This is a genomic window from Clostridium sp. TF11-13AC, assembly GCF_003481065.1.
GTDB lineage: Bacteria > Bacillota > Clostridia > Lachnospirales > Lachnospiraceae > Otoolea > Otoolea fessa.
This window is the reverse complement of the sequence record NZ_QUKJ01000008.1, coordinates 1-19,247: the sequence shown is the minus strand read 5'-3', so window position 1 is coordinate 19,247 and position 19,247 is coordinate 1. Positions and strand designations below refer to the sequence as shown.

At 49.4% G+C, this 19,247-nt stretch carries 15 protein-coding genes; 6 read left to right on the top strand and 9 right to left on the bottom strand.

The genetic code is table 11. From position 1 onward, the window contains the following. Positions 1 to 81 precede the first annotated feature (81 nt). On the bottom strand, positions 82 to 303 hold the full coding sequence (locus DXD12_RS13240; protein ID WP_107001272.1) for a DUF1858 domain-containing protein: 222 nt from the start codon (positions 301 to 303) through the stop codon (positions 82 to 84). A 379-nt stretch (positions 304 to 682) separates the two neighbouring features. Here DXD12_RS13240 and DXD12_RS13235 point away from each other — a divergent pair, with 379 nt between their 5' ends. Further along, positions 683 to 1,624, top strand: a complete 942-nt coding sequence (locus DXD12_RS13235; RefSeq protein WP_182434345.1) for a DUF3878 family protein — start codon at positions 683 to 685, stop codon at positions 1,622 to 1,624. A gap of 92 nt (positions 1,625 to 1,716) precedes the next feature. On the opposite strand, the gene DXD12_RS13230 is transcribed toward DXD12_RS13235, so the two are convergent. The 3 genes from DXD12_RS13230 to DXD12_RS13220 are packed head-to-tail and all read right to left on the bottom strand — an operon-like array spanning position 1,717 to position 5,406. Then, positions 1,717 to 3,441, bottom strand: coding sequence for an NADH-dependent [FeFe] hydrogenase, group A6 (locus DXD12_RS13230; RefSeq protein ID WP_333490944.1), 1,725 nt, complete (start codon positions 3,439 to 3,441; stop codon positions 1,717 to 1,719). After that, complete coding sequence (nuoF, locus tag DXD12_RS13225) at positions 3,438 to 4,901, bottom strand: NADH-quinone oxidoreductase subunit NuoF (protein WP_182457090.1); 1,464 nt, start codon at positions 4,899 to 4,901, stop codon at positions 3,438 to 3,440. The genes DXD12_RS13230 and nuoF overlap by 4 nt, the downstream gene beginning before the upstream one ends. 1 nt (position 4,902) lies before the next feature. Then, on the bottom strand, positions 4,903 to 5,406 hold the full coding sequence (locus tag DXD12_RS13220) for an NAD(P)H-dependent oxidoreductase subunit E (protein WP_118481989.1): 504 nt from the start codon (positions 5,404 to 5,406) through the stop codon (positions 4,903 to 4,905). Positions 5,407 to 5,842: 436 nt separating this feature from the next. On the opposite strand from DXD12_RS13220, the gene DXD12_RS13215 reads away from it, so the two are divergent. Continuing rightward, the gene (locus tag DXD12_RS13215; RefSeq protein WP_107001276.1) at positions 5,843 to 6,643 is read left to right on the top strand and encodes a helix-turn-helix transcriptional regulator; all 801 of its coding nucleotides are present in this window, start codon (positions 5,843 to 5,845) and stop codon (positions 6,641 to 6,643) included. 186 nt (positions 6,644 to 6,829) lie between these two features. Here DXD12_RS13215 and DXD12_RS13210 read toward each other — a convergent pair whose 3' ends face one another. Together DXD12_RS13210 and DXD12_RS13205 are read right to left on the bottom strand one after the other, a co-directional pair. Further along, positions 6,830 to 7,744, bottom strand: a complete 915-nt coding sequence (locus DXD12_RS13210) for an AEC family transporter (RefSeq protein ID WP_118523995.1) — start codon at positions 7,742 to 7,744, stop codon at positions 6,830 to 6,832. 19 nt (positions 7,745 to 7,763) lie between these two features. Next, on the bottom strand, positions 7,764 to 9,059 hold the full coding sequence (locus DXD12_RS13205) for a Na+/H+ antiporter NhaC family protein (RefSeq protein ID WP_118629699.1): 1,296 nt from the start codon (positions 9,057 to 9,059) through the stop codon (positions 7,764 to 7,766). Between the two features lie 292 nt (positions 9,060 to 9,351). Here DXD12_RS13205 and DXD12_RS13200 point away from each other — a divergent pair, with 292 nt between their 5' ends. The 4 genes from DXD12_RS13200 (at position 9,352) to DXD12_RS13185 (ending at position 14,640) form a co-directional block, all read left to right on the top strand. Then, entirely contained in the window at positions 9,352 to 10,968 is a 1,617-nt protein-coding gene (locus DXD12_RS13200) for a polysaccharide biosynthesis protein (RefSeq protein ID WP_107001279.1), read from the top strand. A gap of 118 nt (positions 10,969 to 11,086) precedes the next feature. Then, on the top strand, positions 11,087 to 12,019 hold the full coding sequence (locus DXD12_RS13195; protein ID WP_118467010.1) for a LysR family transcriptional regulator: 933 nt from the start codon (positions 11,087 to 11,089) through the stop codon (positions 12,017 to 12,019). 232 nt (positions 12,020 to 12,251) lie between these two features. Then, positions 12,252 to 13,184, top strand: a complete 933-nt coding sequence (glsA, locus tag DXD12_RS13190) for a glutaminase A (protein ID WP_107001281.1) — start codon at positions 12,252 to 12,254, stop codon at positions 13,182 to 13,184. A 40-nt stretch (positions 13,185 to 13,224) separates the two neighbouring features. Beyond that, on the top strand, positions 13,225 to 14,640 hold the full coding sequence (locus tag DXD12_RS13185; RefSeq protein WP_117796004.1) for an alanine/glycine:cation symporter family protein: 1,416 nt from the start codon (positions 13,225 to 13,227) through the stop codon (positions 14,638 to 14,640). Between the two features lie 308 nt (positions 14,641 to 14,948). On the opposite strand, the gene metA is transcribed toward DXD12_RS13185, so the two are convergent. From metA to DXD12_RS13165, 3 genes are all read right to left on the bottom strand, one after another. Beyond that, entirely contained in the window at positions 14,949 to 15,872 is a 924-nt protein-coding gene (gene metA, locus DXD12_RS13175; protein WP_107001283.1) for a homoserine O-succinyltransferase, read from the bottom strand. A 172-nt stretch (positions 15,873 to 16,044) separates the two neighbouring features. After that, a complete protein-coding gene (ligA, locus tag DXD12_RS13170; RefSeq protein ID WP_118638514.1) occupies positions 16,045 to 18,006 on the bottom strand; it encodes an NAD-dependent DNA ligase LigA in 1,962 nt (653 codons plus the stop codon). 112 nt (positions 18,007 to 18,118) lie between these two features. After that, positions 18,119 to 18,907 carry a pseudouridine synthase gene (locus DXD12_RS13165; protein ID WP_118638513.1) on the bottom strand — a complete coding sequence of 263 codons (789 nt, stop codon included), beginning with the start codon at positions 18,905 to 18,907 and terminating at the stop codon, positions 18,119 to 18,121. Positions 18,908 to 19,247: the final 340 nt, after the last annotated feature.

The window sequence follows — 19,247 nt, the reverse complement described above, 5'->3', positions numbered from 1 at the left end:
AAAAAGACGCTATGCTGAAGCCTCATTACTTCGTACACAGCGTCTTTTTATCCAGAATTTTATTAAAATCTAAAATTTGAATTATTCAGCCTGCTCAGACTCTTTCTTTGCGTTCAGGTACTCCTGGATGTTTGCCATAACCTCGTCTGCGTTCAGACCATGTACCATGCAGGCCTCCTCCAGAGACTCACCGATCGAAGACGGACAGCCAACACAGTGCATGCCTGCCTCCATCAGAACATATGCAATACCCATATCATACTGAAGCATCTCGCCCATCGTGGTTGCTTTTGTGATTTCCATGATAAATTTTCCTTTCTATTCATACTTGCAGTCTCTTACGCAGCTTTGCGGTTTTCACCGCCGCTGCAAAAACACCGCGATTATTCTTATGCTTTCTTATATTAACACGAATCGCGCGGTTTTACTATCTTTTTTTGTGAAACATAGAAAATGTTACGATTCACTGGAAAAATTTTTCTGAGCTGAAAATTTTGTACAATCCGGCAGCAGCATTGCTCTTCTCTTGCATCCTCTTCTTATTTCTCTTATAATTACCATGATTGTTCTATGTTTTCCTGTATTGAGAATACGATAGTCACTGGCTCCGTTTTTCTGCCTGTGTCGGAAAACATTTTGATTTTTATACATTAAGGAGTTTTATAAAATGGATCCCTTTTCCATGTTAGAATTACTATTATCCGAAAACCAGTTCGAACTTATTCTCCCGGAAACCGGCACTTCTGCTCCCGACACGATCCGCCTGGTTTACCTGATGAATGATGCAGTCGAAAGTTTCCTTCTCTTCCACAACGCCCGCCTGACCGGTACCTACGATCCGGCATACGAGGGCGAACTCGATGCCCTCTTAACCCAGGATGAAAACGAACGCTACGCCCTGATCGTCCATCAGGGAGACTCGGTTGTCACACTCTTTTTCGAAGATCTGACTCTCGAAAATCACTACTATGACTACAGTCAGATCGGGCACTTCTGGATGAAAGGCTACGAATACCTCCGCCAGCTCGAATACCGCATCGCCATCCTGCGCGACAAACTCGACTATCTGGGGGAAAACTCCTGCAACGCAAACGAGCGGGAGCTTGCCTCCCTCGCGGAATTTCCTCCGCTAAACGTCTGCTGCTACCCGGCGGTCCCGGAAAAATACCGCGTCATCCGTGAAAATCCCTGGCATCTCTCCGAAGACGCTTCGCGCGTCTTCCAGTCCATCGCCGTCGAAGCCGGTGATCCAAAACTGCTACATCGCCTGAAGGACTATGAGCAGCACCCCACCAAGCGCCGTGCCCGTCAGATTGCCCGCCTCCTGCACCGGAACACCCATGCCAAGACAGTCGATCTCCTGACCCGGAAACTTCAAAAAGCCTCTTCCGCCTATCCGTCCCGCACCTTCGGAAAAGCCCAGCAGACCCGTCACCTGGCTCTCGAACTTCTTGCCAAAAAAAGACAGAAAGAGCTTGAAAAGCGCGGCATCCGCTCCGAACTGCTGCGTGAAGAACCCTTTACGACAGCGCAGGATTCGATTGAATTTAAGATGCATTTAATGATATGGGAGAAAGGAATTTTGAACCGTAAGGCGAGGATTGAAACCTGGGAGGAGCCGTAGTGGGACGTGAAAAACCTGAGAGCGGCAGCACTGGAAGCCGTTCTCAGGTTTTCACCTTGTTTTTAAGAAAATGATGGTTGGAATAAAATAATTTATTGCAACAGATCCTGCCGGTTGCAGTACTCTGTATGCAGCAGCTTATGTGACAGCTCCCCGCACGGTTCTCCCAGATACGTCTCATAAATTTTCTGGATCGCCGGGTTCTTGTGCGACTGTCTGACCGGAAGCTCTGCCTCTGCCTCATAGATGGCTTTCTTCCGCTTCTCCATGATCGACCATGTCTTAGGCGGATTTCCACCGCCGCCGATGCAGCCGCCCGGACATGCCATGATCTCGATAAACTGATAATCGGCGGTTCCGTTTTTTACCTTTTCCAGCAAAACTTTCGCATTTTTAATGCCATGTGCCACCGCTACCTTGATGACTCTGCCGTTCAAATCAACCTGTGATTCCTTGATTCCCTCGAAGCCGCGGACCGGTGTATAGTCGAGATGTTCCATCTCTTTGCCGGTTACCACCGCGTAGACGGTGCGGAGTGCCGCCTCCATGACGCCGCCAGTCGCACCGAAAATAAGTCCCGCGCCGCTTCCTTCGCCAAATGGATCGTCAAACGGTGTATCCGGAAGCTCGGCAAAATCGATTCCACCGGCACGGATCAAGGCAGCCAGTTCCTGAACCGTGATGGAAATATCCACATCCTGGTAGCCGCTGTCCTTCATTTCCGGACGGGTACACTCAAATTTCTTTGCTGTACATGGCATAACCGAAACGCTGCAGATATCACCCGGATCGATTCCCTCGCGCTTTGCAAACCAGGTTTTAATCAGCGCGCCGAACATCTGCTGCGGAGATTTCGCCGTCGATAAATGCTTTGTATACTCCGGTGCATAGGTTTCACAATATTTGACCCACGCCGGACAGCAGGAGGTGATCATCGGCAGGGTTCCGCCGTTCTGCAGGCGGTTCAAAAGCTCGGTTCCTTCCTCCATGATCGTCAGATCGGCAGAGAAATCGGAATCGAATACCTTGTAAAATCCCAGGCGCTTGAGAGCCGACACCAGACGTCCTGTGCTGACAACGCCCGGCTGTTCGCCCAGTGCCTCCGCCAGCGTAATGCGGACGGACGGAGCCACCTGAATAATCAGTTTTTTGCCTAATTCTTTCTGGCGATATAATCCGTAGGTATGATAATGCACCGTCAATGCGCCGGTCGGACACACCTGCACGCACTGGCCGCAGTTAATACAGTTGGTATCAGCCAGTTTTTCCCCATAGGCCGGGGCGATCAGCGTATGGAATCCACGGTTTTCCTTCGAAAGGACGTTGATTCCCTGAATCTCATTGCAGACCTCCATACAACGCCCGCACAGAATACATTTCTGCGGATTCCGCATGATGGCCGGGGAACTCCAGTCCTCCTTCTGATGGCGGAGCTGCTTGTCATAGCGGATGTCCAGATGCATACCAACATCCTGCGCTACCTTCTGCAGATCGCATTTTCCATCCTTCGGACATACAAGACATTCCTGCGGATGTCTCGCAAAAATCAGTTCCAGAATATTTCTTCTCGCTTTCAGTACCTTCGGGGATGCCGTCTGCACGACCATTCCCTCCGAAACCGGTGTACTGCACGCGGTCGGAAGAAGTCTCTGTCCTTCTACCTCAACCACACAGATACGGCAGACCGCCTTGATGCTCAAATCCTCATGATAGCAGAGAGTCGGAATGTGGATACAGGCTTTCTTCGCCGCCTGGAGGATCGTCGTTCCTTCCTCCACCTCTACCGGCTGTCCGTCGATTGTCAGATGTACCATCATGCTTCTCTTCCCCCTTTCCGCTCAAATCGTCCCGCGTAGGATGCTCCCCGGCTGCGGTGTCTCGCATACGCGTCATACGAATCATACATGACATCACGTTCACCGACTGCTGCACGCCGTATTCCTATCCGGCTGTTCCCATCGTTTCTATAATCTTCTTCTGCTTCATAAATGCCTTCCGCCACAGCTGCCTGTGTACAGACCGGACAGTAATCCCGATCAATGTGCGCCAGATATTCCTTTCGGAAGTTCTGGATACTCGTCTGCACCGGAACTGCGGTCGAATGTCCCAGACCACAAAGTGCGGTCAGACGCATCGTCTCCGTCAGCTCATCGATTTTTTCCAGATCCGGCAGAGTCGCCAGCCCCCGGCTGATGCGGGTAACCAGATTGTACAGCTGCTGGCCGCCCTCGCGGCACGGTGTACATTTTCCGCATGACTCGCCGCGGAAGAAGTCCAAATTGTTTCGCACAATATCTACAATACAGTTGCTGTCGTCGATGACCAGAATCGTACCGCAGCCAAGACGTCCGCCGGATGCCGAAACTGTATCAATATCCAGTGTCATATCGATCTGATCGGCATTGATGATCGCACCGGAGGTACCACCGGTCTGCACGCCCAGAAGCCCTTTTCCATCCGCGATGCCGCCGCACACTTCATAAATGATATCTTTGAGGTTCACGCCCATCGGAAATTCAAATACGCCCCTGCAGACTACATTTCCACAGACCGTAAAAAGCTTTGTGCCCGGGCTGTTAGCTGTGCCGATGCTGCGGTACCATTCCGCTCCGTTTAAGAGGATCGGTGCAATATTCGCCAGCGTCTCTACGTTATTTAACATGGTCGGTTTTCCAAAGAGTCCGTGAATGCTCGGAAACGGCGGACGGAAACGTGGCTCTCCTCGTTTTCCCTCAATGGACTCAAACAATGCCGTCTCCTCGCCGCAGACGTAAGCACCCGCACCGGAGCGGAACTTGATTTCAAAGTCAAAACCGCTCTCCATCATATTTTTTCCTAAAAATCCGCGTTTTTCCGCATCCTCCAGCGCATCTTTTAATACCGGGAACAAATATGTATACTCGGCTCTCAGATAAATATATCCGGTATGGGCGCCGACTGCTTTTCCAGCAATCGCCATGCCCTCGAAGACCGCACACGGGTCGGTCGAGAGAAGAATCCGGTCTTTATTCGTACCCGGCTCTCCCTCATCGGCGTTACAGACGATGTATCTCGTTGGGTAAGATGCGTGGGCGGTAAACTCCATCTTGCGATAGGTCGGGAATCCCGCACCGCCGCGTCCACGAAGTCCGGAGGCGCGGATCACATCGATAATCGCTTCACTGTCCATCGAAAGTGCTTTTTTCAGCGCTTCAAATCCGCCGCGGTCCGCATACTCCTGTGAACTTCTCGGATTAATCTTGCCGCGGTTTTTCAGCAATACGTGCATTTCCTCCATACTATTCCACATCCTCCCGTATATATTGTTTGATAATATCCCTCACCGATTCCGGCGTCAGGTTGCCGTACACGTGCTCATTGATCATGATCGCCGGGGATATTTCACACAGTCCCAGGCAGGGACAGTATTCCAGGGTGAACCTTCCGTCCTCGGTCGTCTCCCCGATGCTGATGCCGAGCTGATCCTCCAGCGCCTGAACGACCGCCTGCGCCCCATGTACGTGGCACGGCGCGCTCTTGCACATCCGGACAATGTAGCGCCCCCTCGGTTTTACCGACAGCATCGCATAAAAGGTGATGAAACTGTACACCTTGTTCATCGGAATATCCATCTCCCTGGCGATGACTGACGCCACCTCCTTGGAAAATGCCGACACAACCTTCTGCGCCCGGATGATCACTGTCATCAGCATATCCGGTCTGCCCTTGTATTCCGCCGCAATCGCAGACACCTGTACCAGCTTTGAAGCCGGTGTCTTATATACATAACTGTCCCTGTCCATCCTGCTCCCTCACTTTCAGTTTGTATTTTTCCAAACTTATTTTTTGTTTGACTAACTGTCTGTTTGATTTTTTCTCGATTATAGGGATGCACTGACAAATTGTCAAGAAAAACTTACAGTTTGGTTTGTTAATTGACAAACAGTTTGTCTGAGAGTATGATGAAAGAAACAGGTTTGCTCTCATTTCCCGTTATCTTGTACCTGAATTTTTGATTTTTAAACAAAAAAGGAGAACATTCTCTTATTTATGTTCCCTATCTACTAACTTTTTTCTATAGAAACAGGATTGACGCAGCAAAATGAACGCGATAAAATTTTTTTCAGGAACTTTGACAAAAGAAAGACAATCCCTGTGCATTTCATTTTCCGAATTATTTTAAGCCGCAAAATTTTGCGATACACACTCGGGGCACAGAGCACCCCAAAGGAGGTATTCATGGAAATTTCCAACTACATGGACTTTCAGTTTCTCATCCGTTTTCTCGAAGGACTTCAAAAGTTTCTCGGAGATAACTGTGAGATCATCGTCCACGATTACCGCAAAGGCTACGATCACACGATCGTCTACGCATTCAACTCACAGCTAAGCGGGCGCGACGTCGGCGGTTCCCCGCGCGGCGGCATGATCACACAGCTCGGCAATGATATCGAGCCGCTCAAGCATTCGATCATTTCCCTCGATACCAGCCAGAAAGACCGGCTTTTTAAGTCCTGCACAACGCTCATCGAGGACGAACATCACAAAATTATCGGATCTGTCTGCTTAAATATGGATGTTCGCGATCTCTATCTGGCACAGAGCGCCCTGCAAAATCTGATCGGACGCCCAGGCACCATCGGCGTATCGGCAGCTGTGGGCGCACAGATCGACGGCATGTCTGGCTGCACACCATCCGGAATGGCTTCTGATGGCACCTTTTCAGGAACTGGCAGCACGGACGGCACGAATGGCGCAAATCAGGCAGCCATGTCTGACCGCGACTTTATTCTCAAAAAGAATGTCGATGATATTTTACAGCACTATATTTATCAGGCAGAGTCCATGATCGGAAAACCGATGATGCTGATGAACAAGGAGGAAAAAATTCGTGCACTCGACTATCTTGACCAGAAAGGCGTCTTCAAGATCACAAAAACCAGCCTGCTCCTGTGCGACGCGATGCAGATTTCCAAGTATACACTGTATAATTATCTGGAAGAAGCGCGGATTTCACGAAAGAGTGAAACGAATGAATAAGAATCATAAACTAATTCTTTCAACCTCTGTTTGCTTATCCTTTTATTCATTTTAAAATATAAAAGACCTGAAGAGCAGCCATTTACCGCACCTTTCAGGTCTTTTTATATTCATTTACCATATTTACATTATTTTCTCAATTTTTCTAGTATTCTTTCTATTATTGTTGCTTCTTACCTATTCTTTTTATCCTATAAACAGACACCACGCCGGAATCGTAATCATCGAAATCAGCGTCGTGAGCACTACCGTTTTCGCTGCAAACGGTGCATCGCTGTCATAGCGCGCCGCAAAAATCGCTGCAGTTGCACCGGCTGGCATTCCCGTCATGATGACTGCCACACCTGCTGCCACCGAATCCAATCCGGCCGCCAGGCTGATTCCATATGCCAGAAGCGGAAGAAGGAACAGACGGAGCACACTGAATTTGAGGGCCGTCGGATTAATAATCTCACGCAGTTTCACATCGGTCAGAATCGTACCGATAATAAACATCGTCAGCGCCGAGTTACAGTTTCCAATGTAGGTAACCGTCGATTTCAGCACGCCCGGAAGCTGCAGCTGTGTCGCCATCAGGAACATACCGATGTAGACACCGACCAGACACGGGTGCGTCAGGACATTTTTCAATACCTTTTTCCGGTCAGAACCGCCTCCAACAAAATAGGATGTACCCGCCGACCACATGACAACGCGCATCGGAATCAGGAAAATGGATGCGTAGAGAAGTCCCATACTTCCATATACGCCTTCCGCAACCGGGTTTCCGAGGAATCCGCCGTTGGAAACGATCGTACAGTATTGAAGCACCTTCCGGTGCTGCTCTGAATATCCCTTAAACAGCACTTTGTTGAGTGCCACACAGACAAGCTGCAAGACAAATCCAACCGCCAACAGCAACCCGCACGTTTTAAAAATCGAAGCATCAAATGAAATCAGGCACGATTTCACAATATTGCAGGGAATCACGATATTCACGCAGAGATCCGTCAGACATTTTTCGCCTTCCTTGCTGATGATCCCGCGCCGTTTCAGTACCGCACCCGCCAGTATCATCAAGAATAAAGAACCCTGTAGGTTGCAAAGTTCGAGTAAATTCATATGGCTCTTCCTCCTTTTCCTACGGCCTTCTTATGAGACGAACCAAAAAACTCCAGATCGGCAGTATGTACAGATACGACGCCACCACCACACTCGCAATCGGAGCACCGACGGCTGCCAGAGGAACGGCTCCGGCGATCGACCACGGAACCAGCGGTGCCAGCACAACCGCCGTATTTTCCAGATCGATTGCAAATCGTTTATTATCTGGATTTCCTTCCTTGCAGAGCTGATGGGTCAGCATGATCGAAAGCGTCTGGTTACAAGCGATCATGGAAGCAACTGCCGCCACCGCAAAGGTCGCACCAAACGGAGTAATTTTCCGGCTCAACGCCTCTATTTTCCCCTGAATCGGCTTCAAGAGCCCAGTTCCCTCGAAAATTCCTGCATAACAGGAGGACAGGCTCACAATCGCAGCCACCTTAATCATTGATTTCAGGCCGCCGCCGTTCATCATAGCATTGAGCGCCGGATCGCTTGCCTGATAACCGGTCAGGCACATCTGTAAAATTTCTTCGATTGTCCGCCCCTGCAACACCACGCTCAGAAACGCCGCCAACACAATGCTGATCAGCATCGTTTTCTTGACCTCCACCCGGAACACAGACAGCACCAGGATAATCGCCGCTGGGATCACCGCGCTCCAATGAAGTACAAAACGATTGGAAAACAGCCCTTCCACATCCATCCGTCCGTTTCCGGCACTCATGGAACGTCCCACTATATAATAGAGAATACATGTAGCCACAAATGGCACCAGCGATGTCTTTACCATTTCGCGGATATTTTCATAAATATCCGTCTTCGTCAGCACACAGACAAGATTCGCGCTGGACGATACCGGTGAACAGCGGTCGCCAAAATAGATGCCAGAAAGAATCGCGCCGCCGATCCAGAACGGGTCAAGCTCCATCGCACGTCCCATCGCCATACAGATAACACCCATCGTCGCGCCGGTTCCAAAGGAGGTTCCGGTCAGGATCGACACCATACAGTTAAGAAGGAACGCGATCACAAGAAATGCCGACGGCGACACCAGCTTCGACGACCAGCACACGATCACGGCGATCGTGCCGGACGCCCGCCACAGCGCTGTGATAAAGCCAATAAGTCCGAAAATCATCAGGATATTGCGGACGGTTTTAACGCCGGAAAGCGACATTTTTCCGAGTTCCGCAAGGCTGTGATTCCGAATCAAACCGTACACACAGAAGATCAGATAGCCGCCCGCCAGCGCCCAGAGCACCGATACGCCGGTAAACACGCAGCCTGCCAGCGCCGCGATAAATGCAAGTAATACAATTCCTTCTAACATAGCTTCACACTCTTTTCCCTACCAACCAGTTATTTTTCGCAGTAATTTTTTATTTTTTGATGTTTTTAGTATATTCCTGTTCTAACTCAATGTCCATCTGTTAATTTATGTATTAAATACAGTTTATTTTTGTATCCTTTAATTTAAGCTATTTCTGCCCTTCTGCCAACTCGGGTCTTCTTTCAGTTTCCCAAAAAATGTGTCCCCAGTGTTTTATAAACATCTTGGTTTTCTTCTACTTTCATCTTCCTCCTCATATACTTTTCTGACATACCCTCCCCGGAGATCTGCCATGCGAAGATTTCATCCTTTGATTACCGGAACCTTGCTCCTGACGGCAGTCGGATTTTTCTGCCGGATTCTCGGCTTTTTCTACCGCATCTTTCTCTCCCGGACGATCGGCGCCGAAGGTCTGGGTTTATATCAGATGATTTTTCCCATACATGGCATCGCATTTGCTCTCTGCGCCGGTCCAATCCAGACTTCGCTCTCCCGCCTGACCGCCGCCTCCCCGGAAAAGGGACGCGCCTTTTTGCGGGTCAGCCTCGCACTCTCACTATCGATCGCCCTGCCGCTGACCTCTTTGATCTACACCTTCGCCGATTTTCTCGCCGCGCGCGTCCTTCTTGCGCCCGAATGTGCGCCGCTTCTGCCCGCACTCGCCCTCTCGATCCCCTTCTGCGCGATCCATGCCTGCTGCTGCGGGTATTATTACGGGCTCAAAAAAACGGCAGTCCCGGCGTTTTCACAGGTGGTCGAGCAGTGCATCCGTATTTTCTCCGTCCTGCTGATCGTCCATGTCTGCCGCACGAACAGGATTCCGATCACGGTGCTGCTGGCTGTCTGGGGGCTGTTGATCGGGGAAGCGGCATCGGCGGTGTTCTGTCTGCTGGTTTATGGATGCTCGAAGCCTGCTGCCACACTGCAAAATACAGACACGCATATTTCCAGCTATTCTCGTCAAACACGAAAAAATACCACCCATTTTCAATACTCATCCCGTTCTACGCCCCCTTATACCCCTGACACTTCCAGCACCACGCCTCCCTCACAAAAAAAATCCGCCCACACTCCCCCCCTGCTCCTCCCCCTCCTCACCATGGCACTCCCCCTCATGGCGAATCGCCTCACGCTCAGCTTTCTCCAGAGTCTCGAAGCCATCTTTGTACCGAACCAGCTTCTCCTCTCCGGGCTCTCGCGGGTTGAATCGGTCAGTATTTACGGAGTTCTCACAGGCATGGCACTCCCCTTTGTCCTCTTTCCATCCGCCATTACCAACTCCCTCGCCGTCGTCCTGCTCCCGGCAGTCTCGGAGGCGCAGGCGCAGAATCAGCCGGACAAAATCGAACGCACCATCTCCATGGCACTCCGCTACAGCCTGTACATGGGAATTCTCTGCGTCGGGCTCTTCACCCGCTTCGGTCCAGCACTGGGCGAAACCTTTTACCACAACGCCGATGCCGGACGTTTCATCCAGATTTTATCCTGGCTCTGCCCGTTTCTCTACCTCTCCACTACCATGGGAAGTATTTTAAACGGGCTTGGGAAAACGGGAACCGTCTTCATCCACCATACGGTTTCCATGCTTCTCACCCTGTCGCTCGTCCTTTTCGCCATCCCGCGATGGGGGATTTTCGCCTATCTGGCGGCGCTTCTCATCAGCGAACTGGTGCTCGCCTTTCTCCACATCCACGCCCTCGCCTGCGAAGTCCCGATCCGCCTACCAGTCAGCCAGGGCATTGTAAAACCGGCATTCTGCCTGCTGGTTTCGATTGGGATGTTAGAAGTTATTCCAAACGCGTCTTACCTGCCTCACCTGTTTCCGCCTGTCCTCATCCAGTCCGGTATCCTTTGCCTGCTGTATATAGGAGGACTGCTTCTCTTACATACAGGTACAGTCAAACAATAAATTATATGCTATTTTGCTATATCCCTTAAATGCAATATGTTTAGGTATTTTCTGGCAATTTACATTTTTTTATTTTATACTTATTACATTCAGGGGGATTTACAAAGGGGGAACTTTTTTGAAATACGATATCAATTTTCGGCATTTAGAATATTTTATCAAGGTAGCGCGCCTCGGATCCATCAATAAAGCCGCCCAGGCGCTCTATATTTCCCAGCCGTATCTTGGGAAAATCATGCACGATCTGGAAGAAAATCTCGGCGCCAGGCTCTTTAACCGCAGCCGCTCAGGCGTAACATTAACGCCTGAAGGAATGGAATTTCTGACACATTCCGAAAAAATCATTGACGAAATGGAACAGCTCTGGTTTCAGAAAAAGAAGGAACAAATCAAAATTTCTGATCCGCTGGCTGTCTCCATGACACGTTTTTCTCATATCATGGAAAGTTTCAGTGAAATAATCCTGCGTCACCGCGATCAGCCATCCTTCTCCCATCGACTGTATGAAGGCAATTCAGACGAAGTCATCGAGGATGTGGTATCCGGGCGTGTCGATGTAGGCGTGTTTCATTTTGACAGCCGCAAACGGCGTGAAATGGAGGCCTTGCTCGAATCAAAAGGGCTGGAATACCATTTTCTTGCCAACATCGAACCACACATTATCATTTCCCGCAAACATCCGCTTCTGCTGCAACAGAAACCGGTCAACCTGCACACACTGGCAGAGTACGGCTTTCTTTGGTATCTTGGACAATGCGATGATTATATTTACCAGCTTCTCTCCGAAGGGGATCAGGATGCAGAAAAAATGCGCTCGAAAATCACCTATCTTTCCAGCCGCGCCACCCTGATGTACATGATCTCGATCAGTGACTGCTACAGCATCGGCATCCACGATTTCGCCAAACAAGAAGCCTCCTACCACTCCACTTCTATTCCGATTCCAAACTGTGGTTTTATGCTGGAATTTGGATATGCAATGCGGAAAGACACGCCAATGACGGCGATCGTACAAGAATTTATTTATGACTTAAAGAAAAAACTTCTCTAAAAAAACACCATCAAAGCTGCCGGACATTCACAGCCGTCCCGGCAGTTTTTTTTTATCCTTTTCAGCACCTCTTCCCCGTTCATCATAAATATTTATTCATATCTGACATATATATCCCGTTATACCTTTTTGTCATATCCCTTAAAGCTGACACGCATTATACAAACTGTCTTCCCCATGCTACCATACTATCAGAAAGCAACACCGAATAAAAAACAGGAGGCGTTTAAGTATGAGAGATGTACTTGAACAGGCCGTTGCACTGGGAAAAACACATACCCATGAGGGTGCAGTTGCCACCTACATACCAGAACTTGGAAAGGTAGATGGCAGTCAGCTCGGAGTCAGTGTTTTTTGCCGGAACGGCAAACGGATTTCCGTCGGGGATACGAAAGTCCGATTCAGTATTCAGAGTATCTCCAAAATCATCACCCTTGCAGTCGCGCTGGAAATCTGCGGCTTCGACCAGGTATTTAAAAAAGTAGGCATGGAGCCGACCGGCGATCCATTTAACTCGCTGATGAAACTGGAAAATACGGACAGTTCCCCCTACAACCCGATGATCAATGCAGGCGCTATCGTAGTGGCAAGCTGCCTTGCTTCCGAAATCAGTTTCGATACCATGCTTGATACCATCCGGGCTCTCTGCATGGATCCGGACATCAACCTCGACAAAAAGGTTTATCACTCGGAAATGTCTCATATTTCCCGCAACCGGGCAATCGCCTATCTGCTGGAGAGCAAGGGGTACATCGAAAAGAATAAAGATGTGGAAAACAGCCTGCATTTTTATGTCAAAATGTGCTCTCTCAGCGTGACGGCAGAAAGCCTCGCCGGACTGGGACTGATTCTCGCCAACGATGGCATTCATCCAGACACGGGGAAACGGCTTTTAAGCAGCCAGGCGGTTAAAATCGTCAAAACACTCATGTTTACCTGCGGTATGTACGATGGTTCCGGCGAATTTGCCGTCCGGGTCGGCATCCCATCCAAAAGCGGCGTCGGCGGCGGTATCTTATCAGTGGTAGACGGCGAGATGGGAATCGGCATCTTCGGACCGGCGTTAGATAAAAAGGGGAACAGCGTCGCTGGAGAATGCGTGCTTGAATATATGTCACATGAACTGCATCTCCATATGTTTGATCCGCAGCGGCACACTTTATAGCAAAAACAATATGTAAATTGTATGAGAGGGGTATTTTAAAATGGCAGATTTATACGCAAAGATAATCGGCACAGCAAGCAACTATCTTTACAGCTACGTGTTAATCATCCTGCTGGTAGGCGGCGGCATCTATTTTACCATCCGCACCAAAGGGGTACAGCTTCGTTACTTACTTGAATCTATCCGGGTTATCCTGGAGCCATCCGACAAGGAAGATGAGTCTATTTCCGCCTTTCAGGCATTGATGGTTTCCACTGCTTCGCGCGTCGGCACCGGAAATATCGCCGGCATTTCTACCGCCATCTGTTTCGGCGGTCCGGGCGCTATCTTCTGGATGTGGATGACCGCGATCCTCGGAAGTGCAACCGCATTTGTAGAAAGTACGCTGGCACAGATCTACAAACGCCGTGCCGAGGACGGAAGTTGCTACGGCGGTCCTTCCTACTATATTGAAGCCGTTCTGAAAAAAAGATGGCTGGGTGTTCTCTATGCTATTTTCATGATTTTGACTTACATGGTTGGATTTAACCTCGTTGCATCCTTCAATGTGGCAGATTCTTTTAAAGTATACAGTTTCTACAATCCAAGCCTGACTCCGATTCTCATCGGTATCATCCAGGCTGTTATCTTCGGCATCTGCATCAGCGGCGGCGGCAAACAGATCGCTAAAATCACAGGAATTCTTGTTCCGGTAATGGGCGGACTTTACATTGCAGCTGCCCTGCTGATGATTATTCTCCACGGAAACATGATTCCGGGTATGTTCGCAAGCATTTTTGAAGGGGCTTTTGATATTCAGGCTATCTTCGGCGGCTTCATGGGATCCGTTGTGATGCTCGGCATCAAGAGAGGCTTGTTCTCCAATGAGGCAGGTGTCGGTGCTTCCGCTACCGCAGCCGGTTCCGCGGGTGTCAGCCACCCGGTCAAACAGGGTCTTGTTCAGGTATTATCCGTATTTATCGATACTATTGTCATCTGCTCTGCAACCGCATTTTTACTGCTCTGCTCCGGCGTTGCACCGAGTGCAGACATGGCTGGCATGGCATATGTGCAGGCAGCTATGAATAACGTATTCGGCACCGCAGGTGTTGTATTTATCACAGTTGCCCTGATTTTATTTGCCTTTACCACGCTACTCGGAAACTACTATTTTGCTGAAACCGGCATGGCTTATCTCTGCGGCAAAACTCCAGTCAAGGGCATCCGGATTACCCAGAGAGTGATCGCTATCGTGATTGTCCTCATCGGTTCTGTGGCAAGTCTCGGCATCGTGTGGGATACCGCCGATGTTCTGATGGGACTGATGGCAGTCATCAACGTACCAATTATCTTCCTGATTGCCAAGCCGGCGCTCCGCTGCCTGGAAGACTACCGGGCACAGAAACAGGCTGGGAAGAATCCGGTCTTTAAAGCAGCTGATATTGAGTTGAAAGAAGAAACCGATTTCTGGAATTAATAAAAACAAAAATCCGCATAAACAGGGCTGTCAGAATCTTTCCCACACATGGTTTCAACCACACTGTGCAAAATTCCGACAGCCCTGCCTGTATTTTTTCATATCTGTATTATATCTATCTTTTTACCGTTTTATTAATCTGCAGCCTTATTTGCGGTTCTTCCAAATCAAAAACATTCCAGCTGCCAGCAGCACCACTCCGACGGCGGCTCCCACCATCCAGTTCGAAGAAGATATTTTCCCCGATCAATTTTATCGAAATCTCTATTTCTATATCTTATACTCTCATAAATAGCAGATTTCTGTTCCTACTCCTGCTCGTCCTCCTTCAGCACGTACGGCGTCATCTGGTATACATAGTAATTCAGCCAGTTCGTGTACAGCGTGTTGGACATATTTCTCCATTTCAGCACCGGCATGGAAAATGGATCGTTGTCCGGGTAATAGTTGCACGGTACCTGCGGATTTAAGCCTTTTTTCAGATCGCGGTGGTACTCGTTGTTTAACGTCATGCGATCATACTCTGGATGCCCCTGAACGAAAATCTGGCTTCCATCCTGGTTCATCACCAGAAATACGCCAGCCTCATCCGATTTCGCCAGAATCTGCAATTCCGGATGTTTCAGAATATCCTCTTCCCGGTCTTCCGTGTAACGGGAATGCGGGCAGTAAAAATAATCATCGAGACTACGGACCAGCGGGATCTTCCGGTTCAAAAGACGATGTCTGTAAATGCCGGAAAGCTTCGTCTTTCTCTGATGTTTCTGGATTCCATAATGATAATAGAGTCCCGCCTGCATCCCCCAGCAGATATGAAGTGTCGAAGTCACATGCGTCTTGCTCCACTCCATGATCTTCGTCAGCTCGTCCCAGTAGTTAATCTCCTCAAACTCCATATTCTCCACCGGCGCACCGGTAATAATCATACCATCAAAGCGCTTGCGGCGGATCTCGTCAAACGTCACATAAAACTTATTCAAATGCGTCTGCGATGTATTTTTCGAAACGTGCGTTTCCAGCATCAGGAATGAACAGTCCACCTGCAGCGGCGTATTCGAAAGTGCCCGCAGAAGCTGCGTCTCCGTATCCTCCTTGATCGGCATCAGATTCAGAATCAAAATCTCAAGCGGACGAATATCCTGGCTCATCGCCCGATCCTCATCCATCACAAATATATTCTCCGATTCCAAAATTGCCTTAGCAGGAAGATCCTTTTGTATTTTAATTGGCATGGTTATATATCCCCTTTTTATATAAAATTCGTTTGAATTTTAGGATTCTATTATATACCGATATGATTCATTTCTACTTACAATAAAAACTATATCAGCATTCCTAATCATAACACAAGCTGCAAAAAAAAGCCAGCTAAACACTGTCTGGCGTCCGGCTTTTTCACCTCTCTTATAGCTTCAAAAACTCCTCCTCCGAAAGAATCGGCACCCCCAATTCCCGCGCCTTCTTATTCTTCGAAGAAGACGACGCCACATCATTATTGATCAGATAATTCGTCTTGGACGTCACGCTTCCGGTCACTTTGCCGCCGCGGCGCTCAATCAGCTCCTGCAGCTCTTTCCGGTTTTTGAAATGTTCCAGCGAACCGGTAATGACGAAATTCATCCCGGCGAATGCCTCATCTGCACCCTCACTGCTTTCTTCGTCTCCTGCCTCAAAGGTCAGCTCCGCCAGCAGATGATCGACGATCGCATTATTCTTTCCATCCGAAAAGAATGCCGTCCACGCCTGCGCCAGAACTTCCCCGATTCCATCAATCTCGACCAGCTCTTCCACGGTGGCGTGGCGCATCGCCTCAAAATCATTTTTAAAATGACGGCAAATCATCTTGGCATTTGCCAGACCGATGCCTGCAACGCCCAGACCGTACACCATTCTCGGCAGGGTCGTGTGGGACGCTTTCTCAGCCGCCGCAATCAGATTGTCATACGATTTCTGCCCGAATCCGTCCATCTCGACGATCTCTTCCTGATGGCGGTCCAGATGGAAAATGTCCGCATACTCATGAATCATGCCGACACCGATAAATTTCTCCAGCGTCGCCTCTGAAAGCCCCGCAATATTTAACGCATCGCGGCTTGTAAAAAGAGTAAAACTCTTGATTTTCTTCGCCTGGCAGTCCGGGTTCGTGCAGTAGAGTGATTTTACATCGTTGAGCTGGCGCACCTCCGTCTGACCGCCGCACACCGGACATGCCTCCGGAATATCCCGGACGCCGCTGCGCGTCAGGTTATCCGCGATCTGCGGAATGATCATATTTGCCTTATAAACCGTAATCCGGTCGCCTGCCCCCAGTTCCAGCGCCTCCATGATGCTGATGTTGTGGACACTGGCGCGGCTGACCGTCGTTCCCTCCAGCTCAACCGGTTCAAATACTGCCACCGGGTTAATCAGCCCCGTTCTCGACGCGCTCCATTCAATATAGAGAAGCTTCGTCTCCTGAATCTCATCCGCCCACTTGAATGCGATCGAATCGCGCGGAAATTTTGCCGTCCGCCCCAGCGACTGGCCGTAGGCAATATCATCATACAAAAGCACCAGTCCATCCGACGGCGTATCATTTTCCGCAATCGCCTCAGAATACATTTTGACCGTCTCCGGCAGCGTCTCTTTTGTCACCTCATGGTACTCTACGACCTCAAACCCCTGTGTTTTCAGCCACTCAAACTGCTCTTTCCGCGAATTTTTGAAATCAATGCCATCCGCCTTTACAAGGCTGAACGCATAAAAATGGACCTGTCTCTGCGCTGTGATTTCGCTGTTTAACTGACGCACCGAACCGCTGCATAAGTTTCGCGGATTCTTATATTTCGCATCGACATCCTCGATCTGCTCATTGATCTTCTCAAAATCCGAATATCGGATGATCGCCTCACCGCGCAGGATAAGCTCACCCTGGTAGGAAATATTTAACGGCACATTGACGAACGCCTTTGCATTTGCCGTGATAACCTCGCCGATCTCACCATTTCCACGCGTAACCGCCTTGACAAGTGTTCCATTCTGATAGGTCAGGACGATCGTCAGACCGTCCATCTTCCAGGATAAAAGCCCGGTCTGCCCGCCGAGCCAGTCTGCCAGCTCTTCCACGCTCTTCGTCTTATTTAACGAAAGCATCGGTTTCTCATGGCGCTCCTTCGGAAGCGCACTGACTACCTCATATCCTACATTCTGCGTCGGGCTGTTCGCAAACACAATTCCCGTCTCTTTCTCCAATGAAACCAGTTCATCATAAAGCTTATCATACTCAAAGTTGCTCATGATCTCCCGGCTCTCCTGATAATAGGCGCGCCCTGCTGCCCGCAGCGTCCCAATCAGCTCCCGTATCCGTTTTGTCTTGTCCTCTGCCATCTATCTGACTCCACCTTTCCCATCGCTCTCTCCAACTACCTCTGAATGCGTTTTCAAGCATTTCTATGCAACCTCATATGTGAACCTGCACTGACTGCCAGACAACATTGTCTCAGCCATTCTTCTTTCCGTTCAAAATATCTTCTAATTTCTGTCTCTCTGCCGCTGTCACTTCCCGGTACTCGCCTGTTTTCAGCCCATCCAGCGTAATGTTCAGCATCCGGACGCGTTTTAATGTCTGTACCTGGTACCCAAGCGCCTCGCACATCCGGCGGATCTGGCGGTTGAGTCCCTGGGTCAGGATGATCCGGAAACTCGTCTTCCCGGTCTTTTCCACCTCACAAGGACGGGTAACCGTATCTAAAATCTTCACTCCTGCGCTCATCTTCCGGACAAACTCACTATCAATGGGTTTATCCACCGTTACCAGATATTCCTTTTCATGTCCGTAACGAGCCCTTAGAATCCGGTTGACCAGCTCGCCCTCATTCGTCATGAGAAGCAGCCCTTCTGAATCCTTGTCCAGACGCCCGATCGGGTAAATCCGGACCGGATAACCTAAAAATTCTACGATATTTTCTGCCCGATCTTTATCAGAAGTCGTGCAGACAATCCCCCGCGGCTTATTGACCGCTAAAAGCACCGGCGCATCCTTGCCGGACACCGCTACACCATCGCACGCCACGCGCTGTCCCGGCATCAGCTTCTGCCCGACCTCTGCCACGCGCCCATCGATCGTCACACGCCCGTCCGCGATCCGCCGATCCGCCTCCCGCCGGGAGCAGATGCCCGCCTCGCTCAAAAAGCGATTTAAACGAACGCCTTCCGCTGGAATCCGGGATTCCTGCTTTTCACTTGGCTGTACTCTCTTGTATGATTTATCATTTTGATTTTTTTGCATTTTATTCATCTCATTTCGATTTATTGTGCCGTAGGATTCCGGCAACCAAAGTATAAAAATTATAACATTTTCGTCCATGGGGGTGAACCTCACATGGCTAAAGTCACATGCTTCTCAGCCGTTTTAAACGGCAAGACTAAATATCGGCGGATACGCCAGTAACTTAGAATTCGTGCGGATACGCACTTTTCCCATGCCGGATACGGCTGGTTTCCACATTACAGGTAGTCCGCTGTATATCTGCCTGCATTTATACCGCTTTTAAATTGTTTACTTCTACATAAAGCTTTCTCAAATCTGCATAAACACAGGAGGTTCTACGCTTCACTGCAGGTACTTT

Bases quoted from the DNA above. Each gene is read 5' to 3' on its own strand.
- DXD12_RS13240 (WP_107001272.1), bottom strand. From the start codon at position 303: ATGGAAATCACAAAAGCAACCACGATGGGCGAGATGCTTCAGTATGAT.
- DXD12_RS13235 (WP_182434345.1), top strand. From the start codon at position 683: ATGTTAGAATTACTATTATCCGAAAACCAGTTCGAACTTATTCTCCCG.
- DXD12_RS13230 (WP_333490944.1), bottom strand. From the start codon at position 3,441: ATGATGGTACATCTGACAATCGACGGACAGCCGGTAGAGGTGGAGGAA.
- nuoF (WP_182457090.1), bottom strand. From the start codon at position 4,901: ATGGAGGAAATGCACGTATTGCTGAAAAACCGCGGCAAGATTAATCCG.
- DXD12_RS13220 (WP_118481989.1), bottom strand. From the start codon at position 5,406: ATGGACAGGGACAGTTATGTATATAAGACACCGGCTTCAAAGCTGGTA.
- DXD12_RS13215 (WP_107001276.1), top strand. From the start codon at position 5,843: ATGGAAATTTCCAACTACATGGACTTTCAGTTTCTCATCCGTTTTCTC.
- DXD12_RS13210 (WP_118523995.1), bottom strand. From the start codon at position 7,744: ATGAATTTACTCGAACTTTGCAACCTACAGGGTTCTTTATTCTTGATG.
- DXD12_RS13205 (WP_118629699.1), bottom strand. From the start codon at position 9,059: ATGTTAGAAGGAATTGTATTACTTGCATTTATCGCGGCGCTGGCAGGC.
- DXD12_RS13200 (WP_107001279.1), top strand. From the start codon at position 9,352: ATGCGAAGATTTCATCCTTTGATTACCGGAACCTTGCTCCTGACGGCA.
- glsA (WP_107001281.1), top strand. From the start codon at position 12,252: ATGAGAGATGTACTTGAACAGGCCGTTGCACTGGGAAAAACACATACC.
- DXD12_RS13185 (WP_117796004.1), top strand. From the start codon at position 13,225: ATGGCAGATTTATACGCAAAGATAATCGGCACAGCAAGCAACTATCTT.
- metA (WP_107001283.1), bottom strand. From the start codon at position 15,872: ATGCCAATTAAAATACAAAAGGATCTTCCTGCTAAGGCAATTTTGGAA.
- ligA (WP_118638514.1), bottom strand. From the start codon at position 18,006: ATGGCAGAGGACAAGACAAAACGGATACGGGAGCTGATTGGGACGCTG.
- DXD12_RS13165 (WP_118638513.1), bottom strand. From the start codon at position 18,907: ATGCAAAAAAATCAAAATGATAAATCATACAAGAGAGTACAGCCAAGT.